This window comes from Herbaspirillum autotrophicum, from assembly GCF_001189915.1.
GTDB lineage: Bacteria > Pseudomonadota > Gammaproteobacteria > Burkholderiales > Burkholderiaceae_D > Herbaspirillum > Herbaspirillum autotrophicum.
In genome coordinates this window covers 200,790-214,402 of sequence record NZ_LFLS01000006.1, presented here as the reverse complement: position 1 = coordinate 214,402, position 13,613 = coordinate 200,790, and the positions used below count along the sequence as shown (strand labels likewise).

Annotated in this window: 8 protein-coding genes; 4 read left to right on the top strand and 4 right to left on the bottom strand. The window is 61.2% G+C overall.

Annotated elements, in window-relative coordinates; genetic code table 11:
- The 3 genes from AKL27_RS07250 to AKL27_RS07240 all read right to left on the bottom strand — a co-directional run.
- Positions 1 to 1,703: ShlB/FhaC/HecB family hemolysin secretion/activation protein (locus tag AKL27_RS07250; RefSeq protein ID WP_157056829.1), on the bottom strand; the 1,703-nt coding region annotated here is incomplete at its 3' end.
- Between the two features lie 150 nt (positions 1,704 to 1,853).
- The gene (locus AKL27_RS07245; RefSeq protein ID WP_198155906.1) at positions 1,854 to 4,562 is read right to left on the bottom strand and encodes a two-partner secretion domain-containing protein; all 2,709 of its coding nucleotides are present in this window, start codon (positions 4,560 to 4,562) and stop codon (positions 1,854 to 1,856) included.
- A gap of 172 nt (positions 4,563 to 4,734) precedes the next feature.
- A complete protein-coding gene (locus AKL27_RS07240; RefSeq protein ID WP_050462114.1) occupies positions 4,735 to 8,226 on the bottom strand; it encodes a two-partner secretion domain-containing protein in 3,492 nt (1,163 codons plus the stop codon).
- Between the two features lie 146 nt (positions 8,227 to 8,372).
- On the opposite strand from AKL27_RS07240, the gene AKL27_RS07235 reads away from it, so the two are divergent.
- Together AKL27_RS07235 and AKL27_RS07230 are read left to right on the top strand one after the other, a co-directional pair.
- Complete coding sequence (locus tag AKL27_RS07235) at positions 8,373 to 10,172, top strand: ATP-binding response regulator (RefSeq protein WP_050462113.1); 1,800 nt, start codon at positions 8,373 to 8,375, stop codon at positions 10,170 to 10,172.
- A gap of 36 nt (positions 10,173 to 10,208) precedes the next feature.
- A complete protein-coding gene (locus AKL27_RS07230) occupies positions 10,209 to 10,664 on the top strand; it encodes an acetyltransferase (RefSeq protein WP_050462112.1) in 456 nt (151 codons plus the stop codon).
- Between the two features lie 16 nt (positions 10,665 to 10,680).
- Here AKL27_RS07230 and AKL27_RS07225 read toward each other — a convergent pair whose 3' ends face one another.
- Complete coding sequence (locus tag AKL27_RS07225; RefSeq protein WP_269749192.1) at positions 10,681 to 11,316, bottom strand: response regulator; 636 nt, start codon at positions 11,314 to 11,316, stop codon at positions 10,681 to 10,683.
- 176 nt (positions 11,317 to 11,492) lie between these two features.
- Between AKL27_RS07225 and imuA the strand changes: the two genes are divergently transcribed.
- Together imuA and AKL27_RS07215 are read left to right on the top strand one after the other, a co-directional pair.
- Positions 11,493 to 12,200, top strand: a complete 708-nt coding sequence (gene imuA / locus AKL27_RS07220; RefSeq protein WP_232310926.1) for a translesion DNA synthesis-associated protein ImuA — start codon at positions 11,493 to 11,495, stop codon at positions 12,198 to 12,200.
- Positions 12,130 to 13,611, top strand: coding sequence for a Y-family DNA polymerase (locus AKL27_RS07215; RefSeq protein WP_050462109.1), 1,482 nt, complete (start codon positions 12,130 to 12,132; stop codon positions 13,609 to 13,611). Before imuA ends, AKL27_RS07215 begins: the two co-directional genes overlap by 71 nt.
- Positions 13,612 to 13,613 lie beyond the last annotated feature (2 nt).

The following is a 13,613-nucleotide window of genomic DNA, read 5'->3' as shown; positions in this document are numbered from 1 at the left end:
AGCGCCAGCATGCCCCACAGGCGCCCCGCCTGATCCATATCGCTGCGCGCGGGCGCATTGCCGAGCTTGTGCGCGTACACCACGCGCAACTCAAGCCGGTCCGGCATGGCAAACGTGACGCCGACACCGGCGCCCGACAGACGACGCTGATTGTCGCCCTCGATGAATGGCCGGGCATTGGTGCGTACCATGCCGTGATCGACAAAGCCGCTCAGCGTCAATTGACCCGGCAACAGTTGCTGGTTCAGCACATGACGGATTTCGGCCGTCGCCACATAGCCTTCATCCCCCGACGCTTCGCCACTCGGATAAGCGCGCACCGCAAACGGACCACCGAGCGACATCTTTTCCGCCGAGTCGAGATTCTTTGATGCTTCCTGACCATTGACCGCCAGCATCAGCATGGTATTGCCGCTCAGCCACTGATATTGGGTCAATCCATAACTCAGACGCTGATAGGCACCGTTGGTACGGGCCGAAAAATCATCAATTGCACGCTCCGTCGGGCTGGCAATATTCAGTTGTCCGCTCTCGATGCGCAAGTTGAACACGGTGGTGCCGTCGGCCCCGGCAACGCGGTTGCGCGCATCACCATTGAGCCCCGCTCCGATAACCCGATTGCTTTTATCGGCGCTGCTGGCAAAGGCGCCCAAATGGTCTTGCAATAATTTCTGGTCGAGCCCGCCCTCGAGATTCAGATTGAACGCACGCGAGCGCACCAGCGGATAACTGGCACTGGCCGACCACACGCCGGCGCGCCCATAGACGTTCAGCAAACTGAAATTGCCGCCGACGGCATAGCGCGATTCGGCATAGGCCAGCCCCAGCCGTGCACCGTCGCCGCCCACTGCGATGCTGTAACCGAGCCGGCCGTAATCCTGACCAATGGTGGTGGAAAACAAGCGGACATCCAGACGGTCGCCATTGCCGCTCGGATTATTCCATTGCAAGGCACCGCCGATCCGGTTGCGACCGGTGTTGCGCACACCATAGTTATCGGCCTCAAGTCGCGCCGACAGGGCTGGCGCGGGTCCCACAGTGAGCGTCAGATCGGTGCTGCCGGGTGTCGCACCGGGTTGCAGGTTGCCGCCGGCCTGGGCAGCGCGCGTAGTGTCCTGGATCAGCAGAATGGCGCGTTCCAGCGCGGCATCGCTGACGGCCTCACCCAACCGCTGCGGCGTAACATAACGCTGCACGATGGCATCCGCAACGCCGGATCGATTATCCAGCCGGACCTCGCCGTAGCGCCCCTCCAGCACGGCAATTTCCACCACGCCATCCTTGATGTCCTGCGCCGGGACATACGCGCGCGCCACCAGATAGCCATGCTCGCGGTAATACGCCGTGATGCGTGATGCAGCCTGCTCTATCTGATCGAGGCTGCGCTCACCGCCGGTGACATCCTGCACCAGCGTCAGCAGCACGACGCTGTCGAAAACCTGATTGCCACTCACCCGGAATGCATTGACCTGGAAGCGCATGGCATCGACCGCCGGCAATGGCGTCTGCGCGTCCGGCGCAACCTCAATGGTGCCGGTAGCGGGCGGCGGCAACACCGGCGCCGACTGCTGCGATTCGCGCAAGCTGCTGCCGGCATTGGGCAAGGCCTGCGCCATGAGAAGCGTGCTGCTGCTCAGGTACATGGCAAGACAAAGCCGGACAGGCGCATTGAGGCGACAGGATGACATGGTGATTTTTTTCATTCTGGTTTTCTATATTGAGTAACACAAACCGTGTCCGGATCGCAGCGCTCGCTGCGGTCATTGACGTCCGGAAAACTCGTGCTGCGCCCCGCTTTCACTGTTCGCCTCGCAGCATTCCGGCGCGTTCAACGCGGCAGCGCCTGACCACCGCTAGTTGCACGCCCGCGACAGATCTCCCTGACGACGCTCACAGGGCTGAAAATTTTCATCCAGCGCCAGCGTTGCTGCGCGTTCATCCGAGACGGTAATCAGATCAGCGACGGCAGCAGGCGGCGCGACACCCTTCAGATCCGACCAGCGCGCCGTACGCACGGCATCGATGACGTCCCTGATGCCGGGGACAGCCGGTGCCGAAGCCCCGGTTGGGGGCGCCTCAGCCAATGGCGCAACAAAGCCAATGTCGGGTAACTGTCTGGCGGCGTCGGGCCCTGCGGCCGGTGGTTGTACATTGCCGATGGCAGCGCCGCCGGCATCTACCGCCCCGACCAGCCGGCCGACGCTTTTGCTGCCGCCCACGCTGCCATCAACCCGGATGTTGCTGATTCGCGCACCATCCTGAATTGCCCCGACCAGTCCGCCGACATTGGTGTTGCCGTTGACGCTGCCGGTAGCATAAGAGTGACTGATTTGCCGGCCGTTTTCATTCGCCTCGGGCCGCTTACGACTTGCCCGGCTGATGCCGACCAGGCCGCCGACATTGGTGTCGCCATTGACGGCGCCGCTGGCATGGGAACCGTGAATCTGCCCGACCAGAACCCCGGCCAGTCCACCGACGTGCTGCTTGCCGTCGACCCTGCCGCTGGCATGGGAATTCTCGATTTTGCCGTCATTCACACCGGCCAGACCGCCGACCCCGCCATTACCACTCACGGCACCGCTCGCATGAGATTTGCGGATATTGCCTTGCCGATAGACGCCGCCGGCCAGACCACCGATAAAATTATTGCGGAACCCCGCCTTCTTCAAGGCGTGGTCGGAGCCGGCAGCGCTGGCGCTGGAGAAGGAGTCACTGACCGTGCCACGCCATAACGAACCAACCAGCGAGCCGACTTCCGCAGCACCGGTAACGCTGCCGCCTTCCATCCCGATATTGCTGATTTCACCGCCATCGACAAAACCGAACATGCCGACAGAAATCTGCCGTGGCCGGTTGATGCGGAGATTCTTGACCACGTATCCCTGACCATCAACAGTGCCGGAGAATGCACCGTGACTGTCGCCGGCCGGCTCGTACCCTTTATCATTCCCCCATTCAGCATTGCGATAGCCGTCGCCGATCGGTACGAAGCCCGCTCCGTCATGCCAGCCGGCAGTGCTGCCGGCATCAATGTCATTGATCAGCTTGTAATTGCCGCTAAGCAGTTCAGAGCTGCTGCGTATCCCCTGCAAACCATATATGTCGGTAATCTGGTAGGCATTGCCGCGACTGCCATCGCCATCACCCACGCGCAGGAAGCTGCCGGCATTGAGACGAAAATCCAGGGCATTGAACGCCACCAGTGTGGCGTTCTTCTGAACCCAGTTACCACCGTCGAGCGTAAAATTCCTGACATTTACTGCCGCCGACGGCCTGATTTCCTTGCCTGCGTGCAGAGCCAGGCCACCCGCTGCGGCATCCACCGGGGCATCGAGGAGAATATTGCGCTGTGCCTTCAAACTCAGTACGGCATCCGTCTTCCAATTGAGCGCATCACGGAGGACGATGTCACTGTCGGCAGCCTGCGTGCTGACCTTCACGTTATTGAGCCCCAGCATGCGGCTCAGCGTGTCGGCACTGACATCACCGCCATCGTTGGCAATGCGGAAGTCATTCGCCTGCGTATCAATCTGCCAGGTGCCGGTCTTGCCCTTTGTCGCCGCCGTAGTGACGTGCGCACTGTCGGCGATGCTGACCTTGTCACCCGCAGTGACGATAGTGCCGCCATCCCCGCCGTCATTCGCCGAGGCATCCAGCGTGCCCGGCATCACCACTGTGCCACCTTCGGCCAGCAAACGAATCTCGCCCTTTTTTTTGTTGACCGTGCGCGCCTGAATCACGCCGGTATTGTTGACCACGCCGGACAGCGCCGCATCCTTGCCCTTGCTGGTCAGCACCACCACGCCGCCATCGGCCTGGATCAAATTGTGATTCTCCACCAGTGCATCCACTGCGCCCTGCTCAATGCTCAGCGTGACCAGGCTATGCTCGTGCAGCGTCAAGGTCATTTGCGTGCCGGCGGCCAGGGTAACATTGCCGCCATTGGCGGTAAGCGTGCCGTGATTGGCTACTTGCGGTCCCAGCAACGCGATGTAACCGCCATCGTCGGCAGTGATTTTTCCTTGATTGATGATGCGCGCGCCGGCGCGACCACTACCCGAAAAGACGTAACGGCCGTTCATGAAATCTGTGTCACTCAGATTCAGCGTGGAAGCCACCAGTCCGCCCACGCTGACCTGCGAATTAGAGGAAAACAGCACACCGTTCGGATTCAGAATGAAGACCTGGCCGTTGGCCGACACTTTGCCGTGAATCGCCGATGGGCTTTGCCCCAGCACGCGGTTGAGCACGATGGCGCTGCGCCCCGGCTGGTTGAAACGCACGCTTTCATTGGCCCCGACATTGAAGCTGCTCCAGTTGATCGCCAGCCTGGTACTGTCTTGCGTGACCGTGGTGGTATTCTCGTTTTGCGCAATCCGGCCGATGCCGGCGCTGATCTGACCGCCGACCGGCGCCGCCCATGTCGTTGCCGGCAGCAAGGCCAGCGGACCGCCCAGCAGTATCGTCAGTGAGCGCAGGCGGCAGGCGACACCGACGGCTTCCGAGATGACGTTCAGCGCGCTGTAGATACTGTGTCTGGTCAAGAAGGAAATAGCATTCATCGCAAATTTGGCCATTAAAAAAAGCCAATTGTATTGTTAAAGATTTTCAATTGACACCCGATAAATTGCCGCATTTTGACGAAGAAAATCCACAACAATCACGACCAAACATCTCGCCGGCAACGCCATGCCGCCATCGGTCAAGCGCGTGTTACGTCGACCAAAATCGTCATCATGGTTTGGCGGCGCCGCCTCCTTCGAGCAGCGCAGCAATAATGGCCGACATTTTTCCGAGTTGCGCTTGCATCTCGATTCCCGCATTGAGTAAAGCGGCAGTGCTGGCCGATGTTGTTTGCGCCAGCTGGGTCGTCGGCGCGGTAGTGCCGGCGTCTCGGGCCGGTGCGCTGGTCAACACCACCCGCAGCGATGGCCTGATCGCATCTGCTCTGCCTGCCGCGCGGGCCGGAGGCATTGCTGCGAGTGCGGCGGCTTGCGTGCCAACCGCTGCCAGCGCAGCGGTGCTGCCGGCGATTGCCGTCGTCGCCGAGTTCACGCCATTCCGCATTGCCTGCCCGGCGGCGGCCATTGTTGCTGTGCTGGCGCTTCCCTCTGCCGCAGCAGCCTGATCAGCATGTCCCTGGGCGGTACTCACCTGTGACGAACCGGCGCTCTTTGATGCTTCGGCGGCAGCATTGGAATCCGTCGTGCTTGTCCGCACCGTCTGCAATTTCTGTCTCTGTGCCGCTAACGCATCCGCTTTCAGCGCGGCGTTAGCGGCCGCTGCTGCCTCAAGTTTTTTCTGCGCGGCGGTTTTATCAGCGTCGAATGCAGCACCGGGGGTCTTGTCCAATGGCACGACTTTGTTCAGGTCAAGATTGCCGGCACCACTCATTTTGGCGTTTGCCGCTGCGATCCTGGCATTGATGTCTGCCATCGATACTTTCATGTCAGCGACGACCCCCTTGCCAAGATCCCTGATGAGCGTATCCAGCTGATTGGCAATCGCGGTCAGGGCACTGAGCCCGGCTGCCGACAGGGTTGAAGCGCTCTCCCCGCTGTCAGTGAGCATTCCTTGCATTCGGGCCGTCATCTCCTTGATGACTCGGGCATTTTCGGCCTCGATATCCGCCTTGCTTTTGAGGATGTCTTGCATGGCATCCTGACCGCTCGTTTTGATCAACTCCTCCAGTCTGGCCGTCACTGCGACCTCGCTCTGTCCACCTGATATTGCCGTCAGCACCGCATTGATGGCGTCCGTGATGCTGGTGCCGGCCGGCTGTGGATTGAAGCCCTGCAGCCAGCGAAAACCCGGATAAGCCGTGCCGCGCGCCCAGACCGTCGCGAAATCCCAGCCGACATACGTGGGACGCGTGATGCCAACGCCTTGCAATTCCTGCGTGGAGCGACCTTCGCCGCCGGCGCTGGCGCTCTGTCCGGTGCTTTGGTTATCCCAGTAACTGGCGTTGATGGTGGCGATGTTGGCACCGCTGTTGCTGCCGGCCAGTCCGCCCACATTACTGGCGCCGCGCACCACACCGTTGGCCCAGGCATTACTGATCTGACCGCCATTCTGGAGATTGCCGATCAGGCCGCCGACGCCACTGATGCCGCTTACTGCGCCACTGGCCCAGACATTGCTGATCTGACCGCCATCATTGAGTCCGGCCAGACCGCCGACGCCATATTGACCGTTCACATTGCCGCTGGCATAGGCTTGATCAATGCGTCCATAGTTCCAGCCGACCAGGCCGCCGACATTCATGCCGCCGCTTACCGCGCCGCCGGCGTACGATTGACTGATGCTGCCGTTTTGATAATTGACGCCGACCAGGCCGCCGATGAAATTGCTGCCGCCGGCGTTACCGCTGGCATTGCCGGAAGCATAGGCATTGCGGATATTGCCGTTCAGGAGCGAACCGGCCAGCGGCCCGACATAACCGGCACCGACGAAGCTGCCGCCGATCATGCCAATATTGCTGATATTGCCGCCACCGCTGATCTGGCCGAATAGTCCGACGTAATCTTCAACGGCCCGGTTGATGGTCATATTACTGACCGTGTGCCCTTGCCCGTCAAGATTGCCGGTAAAAGAAGCAACGCCGCTGCCGACCGGTACAAAACCGGCGCCGCCATTCCAGCCGGCGGTGCCGCTGGCGTCAATATTGTTGTTCAGGCGATAGTTGCCGGCCAATAGTGCGGCGCTGCTGCCCATGCCTTGCAAACCATAGACATCGGCAATCTGCCAGGCATTGCCGCCACTGCCATCGCCACCCGCTGCACGCAAAAAGCTGCCGCCGCTGATGCGGAAATCGCTGACGCTGAAGGCGGCCAGCGCAGCACTGTTCTGGATCCAGTTGCCGCCATTGAGCATGAACGTCTTCACGTTCACCGCCGCCGGTGCGCTGATGGTATCGCCGGCATTCAGTGTCAATCCACCCTGCGCGGCATTGATGGCAGCATTCAGATTGATGTTGCGTTCAGCCTGCAAACTGAGCGTGTTGGCGGTGTTCCAGCCAAGGGCATCGTTGACGAAGATATCGCCGTTGCCGGTGTGACCCATGGCGGTATTGAGCGTGACGTTACTGGATGCCAGTTGACCGATCAATGTGGTGGCACTGATATCGCCACCGATGTTGGCGATGATCAGGTCGTTCGGATCGATCAGCCAGGTGCCGGTCTTGCCGTTGGCTGCCGCCGTGGTGATCCGGACACTGTCGGCGATCTTGATCTTGTCGCCCGAGGTTTCGATGAAACCGCCGTTGCCGCCGGTGCTCGCCGATGCATCCAGCGTACCGTCCGCTTGCACCGTGCCACCCTGTGCCAGCAACCGGATCGCGCCGCCCTGATTGCTGACCGTGCGCGCCTGAATCACGCCGCTGTTGTTGACCACCCCCGACAACACGGCATCCTGTCCTTTGCTGCTGAGCAGCACTACGCCATCATCAGCCTGAATCAGATTGTGGTTGGCGGCCAGCGCATCAACTGCGCCCTGATCGATACTCAAGCTCAGCAAACCATGCGCGCCCAGCGTCAAGCTCATTTGCGTGCCGGCGGCGAGGCTGACATTGCCGCCATTGGCGGTCAGTGTGCCCTGATTGATCACTTGCGGCGCCAGCAAGGCAATATAGCCGCCATTGGCCGTGATGCTGCCCTGATTGATGACACTGGCGCCAGCCTTGCCCGCCACCGGCGTAAATGCATAGCGGCCATTGCCATTCATGAAATCACTGTCACTCAGATTCAGTGTCGACGCCACCAGACCACCGACATTGATCTGTGCGCCGCTGCCGAACAATACGCCGTTCGGATTCAAAATGAAGACCTGACCATTGGCCGAGAGATTGCCCAGGATCTTCGACGAATCCTGACCCAACACGCGGTTGAGCGCGATGGCACTGGCATTCGGCTGATTGAAGCGAACGCTTTCATTGGCGCCGACATTGAAGCTGTTCCAGTTGATGGCCAAACGGTCGCTGCCTTGCTGGATCGTGGTGGCGTTGCCGGTTTGCGTAATCTGGCCGCTGCCGGCGCTGACCTGGCCGCCGACCGGTGCGGCACACACCAGCGCCACCGGCAGCAAGACCAGCGGCCCGCCCAGCATCGCCGCCAGCCGTCGCAGACTGCGCCGGCGATGGCGACCTCCTGCGGCAGCTTCGGCAGCTTCGGCAACCGCGATCAGGCTGCCGTGGGTTCTGCTTCTGAGCAAGCGGTAGGTGGGATTCATGCGGTTCATGCCGGCCTCGCGTTAACGATGTAATGGCTGGCATCATAAAAAGCTTTTTTTTATTCCGCATTGGACTAAAGTCTCATGTCGGCCAAATAAATTTATGACAAGCTCGATACTGCCCTGACCGCCATCCCATGCCATCCATGAACCAGCCAGCCATCTCCAGTAGCAACGCGGTACCAGCCGAACCGATCTACCGTGCGCAGATGGCGGTGCTGCGCCATAACTTTCCGTTTTCACTGTTCGGAGCGCTGCTGACGGCGGTCCTGATCGTGGTGGTGCTGCATGATGTCTTTCCGATGCGCGATCTGCTGCTGTGGCTGACACTGAACTGCGCGTTGATTGCCTGCCGGGTCGGCGTGCTGCTGCGCTACCGCCGGGCCAGTGCCGACACCGGCAATCTCGCCGCCTTGCACCGCTGGGAGCGCCTGACGTTGTTCAGCACGGCACTGGCCGGATTATTGTGGGGGCTGCCTTACGGCTACTGGATGTACCACGCGCCATTCGAGCATCAGATGTTTTTGATCATCGGCATGCTGACGCTGGGCACCGGTGCGATTTATGCCTACTGCATTCATCTGCGGCTGCTGTACGCGTTCGAAGTGCCTTATTTCGTACCTTCGTTTATTGCACTGGCGCTGCTGCCGGGCACCATTCATCACATTCTGGCCATGGCCGGTGCCTTGTATCTGCTGGTGACGCTGGCGTTTGCCCACCGCATGTATAGAACCCAGCTCGATTCGTTGCGCATGCGGTTTGAAAATACCGATCTGTTGCAACGCCTGGCAATTGAAAAGGAAGCCGCCGAGCGCAGCAATCTGGCCAAATCGCGTTTTCTGGCTGCCGCCAGTCACGATCTGCGCCAGCCGGTCCATGCGCTGAGTCTGTATCTGGGCGTCTTGCGCGAGCAGGAGCTGAATCCCAAAAGCCGCCAGCTGGTCGATCATATTGGCCGTGCCACGCTCGCCATGGGCGGCCTGTTCGATGGTTTGCTGAATATCTCGCGGCTGGATGCCGGCGTGATCCGGCCGCAACTGCGACACTTCGGGCTGGCGCCGCTGCTGGAACAATTGCTGCTGGAATATGCACCGCAAGCCAGCATGCAGGGCTTGCGCTTGCGTCTGCATCGCGGACCGCTGCCGGTAGTGCGTTCCGATCCGGTATTGCTGGACCGGATTCTGCGCAACCTGGTCGATAACGCTATCCGTCATACCCGCAGCGGCGGCGTCCTGATCGGTTGCCGCCGGCGCGCCGGCACACTGACCATTGAAGTCTGGGACAGCGGGGTCGGCATTGCCGCCGCCGAACGTGACAATATCTTCATGGAATTCCATCAGGTCGACAATCCGGAACGCGACCGCAGCAAAGGCATGGGTCTGGGGCTGGCGATTGTGCGGCGTACCGCCGATCTGCTGCGCCATCCGCTGAGCGTGCGTTCACGCCCCGGTCGCGGCAGCGTGTTTGCGCTCACCCTGCCGCTCGGCGATATCCGGGCGGCGACACCGGTGGCGCTCAAACCAGACATTCCGGCCGCCGCTGGCCAGTGCATTTTCGTGATCGAAGATGATGCCGACAATGTGCATGGCTTGCGCTTGTTGCTGGAAACCTGGAATTACCGGGTAGTGGTCGGCGGCAGCGGCGACGATATCTTGCGCGTGGCGGCAGCGTATCCGCGCAAGCCGGATCTGATCCTCAGCGATTTTCGTCTGCGCGCGCATGAAACCGGGATTGAAGTGATTGACCGGCTGCATGAAGAATATGGCGACGACGCCATTCCGGCGGTGCTGATGAGCGGCGATACCGATCCGCAACGCCTGATCGAAGCCTCGGCCCGTTCCTGGCCCCTGCTGCACAAACCGGTCGATCCTGCCCATCTGCGCCGGGTGCTGGCGCAAATGTTGGCGCATGGGGCGACCGCTGCCAACGTCAACAACTTGCTATAGAATGCGCGGCAATTCAAACCTGATACCACCAGCGCCATGCATCAACCTGTTGAGTTTCGGATACGCCCATCCATGCCCGCCGATACTGCTGCGCTTGTCGCCATCTGGCATGCCGCAGTATGCGCCACCCATGATTTTTTAGCGCCGCAGGATGTTGAAGATATCGCCGTGATGGTGGCCGAAGATTATCTGCCGCATACCGAAGTATGGGTGGTGCTGGACGCCGCCGGCATGCCGCGCGGCTTCATGGGCATGTCCGCTGCCAACATCGATTCACTGTTCATTGACCCGGCGTGTCATGGCCGCGGCTTGGGCCGGGCGCTGATCGGGCATGCCCGCAGCATCTCCCCCCGGCTCAGCGTTGATGTCAATGAGCAGAACCGGCAGGCACTCGGTTTTTACCAGAAGATGGGTTTTGTCACTGGCGGCCGCTCCGCCACTGATGATCAGGGCCGGCCATATCCATTGCTGCATATGCATCTGGCGCCATAGCCGCCAGCAACTCAGCTCAGCGCGGCTTGCCCAGCAAACCGGCACGCCGCGCCGCCATCGTCGCCTGAGTCCGGTTGAGCACCCCGAGCCCGGACAGAATCGCCGTCACATGGGCCTTGACCGTCTTTTCCCCCATGCCCAGCGCAGCGCCGATTTCCGCATTGCGCAAGCCGTCGCACATCAGACGCAGCACTTCCATCTGGCGCGGCGTCAGGCTGCTGAGCAACGAGGCATCATCGGCCACGGCGCTACCATCGGTATCCGGACTGACATAGGCTGGCGGCAGATAGCCGCGGCCCTGCATGACACTGGTCAATGCCGCAAACAAGGTTTTGCTGTCAGCCGATTTGTGAATGAAGCCATGCGCGCCACTGGCCAGTGCATGCCGTACATCGTCCTGGTCTTCAGACGCCGACAAGGCAAGAATCCGCACCCCCGGCCGCAACTGGCGCAAGCGCTGCAACAAGGCAGCGCCGCCGATATCGGGCAGATAGTAATCCATCATGACAGTCGTGATGGCCGGTTCGGTTTGCAGCAATTCCAGCGCCTCCGCGCCACTGGCGACGCTGTGTATTTGCAGCGTTGGATCGGCTTGCGCCAGCGCCAGCGTCAGGCCTTCGCGAAACATTGCATGATCGTCAATCAATAACACACATGACACCGGCGGTTCCCCATGATTTTTAGTGTGGACGCATTATCGCCCAATTGATTGCCGCGCGGAAATCATGCATGGATCATGACGCTGCGGCATGGATCCGATTCGCACAGATGGCGGCAAAAACACTAGAATACTGTATGTGCATACAGTTATTTGTTATGCTATCGAACATGAACCAAGCCATTCTGTCTGCCCCTGAAACCATTCATCCCGCCCTGTGGCGTGCCTCGCAACTGGCACGCAGTCAGCGACGCGGGATCGAGACCGGTTTCCCGGCCTTGTCGGCACAACTGCCGGAACAAGGTTGGCCGGCCGGCGTCCTGATCGAATTGCTGCTGGCCCAGAACGGCATCGGTGAATTGCGGCTGCTGCGGCATGCCTTGCGCAACACCGAAAAACCGCGCATCGCCTTGCTGCAAACGCCACAACATGCCAACGCAGCCGGCTGGCAAACACTGGGCATACCGGCCGCCGCCTTGCTCGATTTGCACGCCGGCAAGGCAGTCGATGCCTTGTGGGCGGCGGAACAGGTCTTGCGTGCCGACAGTTGCGGCAGCTTGCTGTTCTGGCAAACACAGATTCGCGACGATGCCTTGCGCCGCCTGCATCTGGCGGCGCAAAGCGGCAACACGCTGTTCTTTCTGTTGCGCCCGCTCAGTTGCGCGCGCCAGGCATCGCCGGCACCGTTGCGGCTGGCACTGCGGCCGGCGGCTGACGGTATCGACATCAGTTTCATCAAACGGCGCGGACCGCAACAGGAACACCCGCTTCATATCGCCTTGCAACCCTCACCCAATCTGTTTCATCATGCCCCTGTGGATTGCCCTGCACCTGCCATTGCTGCCGCTGGAAGTGTTCCGACCGAACTGGTCGGCTGACGCTGCCGCTGTCGTGCTGGAACGCGACCGCGTCAGCCTGGCCTCGGCCTTGGCGCGCGCTGCGGGTGTGACCGGCAACATGCGGCGTGGCGGCGTGCTGATGCTGCTGCCGCAGGCCATCCTGCATGAACGCGACGCCGCTCGCGAACAACGGGCCTTGCACGAAGCGGCACTGGCATTGTTGCAATACACGCCGCAAGTCAGCAGCAATGGCGCCGATGTGTTGCTGCTCGATATCGGCGCCAGCCTGACGCTGTTCGGCGGCATCCGTGCGCTGTGCCGGCGAGTCCGGGGCACCATCGCGCAGCTCGGACTGAGCGCCAGCCTCGGCTGCGCCCCGACTGCTGCCGGCGCCGCCTTGCTGGCGCAGCAACCACGGGCCCGGCATGCCCGCGCGCTCAGCTTGCGTACCTTGTTGCCGCGTCTGGAACGGCTGCCGATTGCCTTGCTCGGCAGCGCCGTCAGCCATCTTGATCTGCTCGATGGCATCGGTTGCCGCGATCTCGCCGATCTGCGCCGCTTGCCGCGAGCCGCCTTGCAACGACGCTGCGGGGCGGCAGTACTGGCACAACTGGATCAAGCCTGGGGCCTGAGTCCCGAGTTGCACGAATGGATCGTGGCACCGCCCGATTTTCAGGCGCGTATCGAATTACCGGATCGCATCGAACATGCCCAGTCGCTGCAACATGCGGCGCAGGGTTTGCTGGCGCAAATGAGCGGCTGGCTCAGCGCGCATCATCTGGCGGTGGGCCAGGTCACGCTGCAATTGCAGCATGAGCGCGGCCGCCAGGCCATCGCGCCCACCGCCATCACGCTGACGCTGGCACAAGCGGTCTGGCAAGAAACCCATCTGCTGCGTCTGCTGCAAGAAAGACTGGCCAGCACCGTGTTGTGCGCGCCGGTAATTGCCGTCAGTTTGCAAGTGGCGCGACTGGAAGCGATGGCGGCCATCAGCACCAGCCTGTTTCCGGAACCGGGCGGCACGCCGCAGCAACATGCCCGCCTGCTCGAATTGCTGAGCGCCAGGCTGGGACCGGATAATGTGCGTCAGGCCAAACCGCTGGCCGATCATCGTCCGGAAGTCAGCAATCACTGGCAAGCCGCGCTCGGCACTCAGTCCGGCAGTACCGCAACGCCCTTGCCCGATTGCTTGCCGCCACGGCCGGCGTGGTTGCTGCCGCAACCGCTGCCACTGGAGATACGACAACACCGTCCGTATTATCGCGGCACGCTGCAACTGGCCTCACCGCCGGAACGCATCGAAACCGGCTGGTGGCAAGGGCAATTGATGACGCGCGATTACCATGTCGCGGTCAGTGCCGGACATGTGTATTACTGGATTTATCGCGAACGCATCGGCGACCCCGAACAGCATGCGACGCATTGGTATCTGCACGGCTTGTTCGGGTGAGC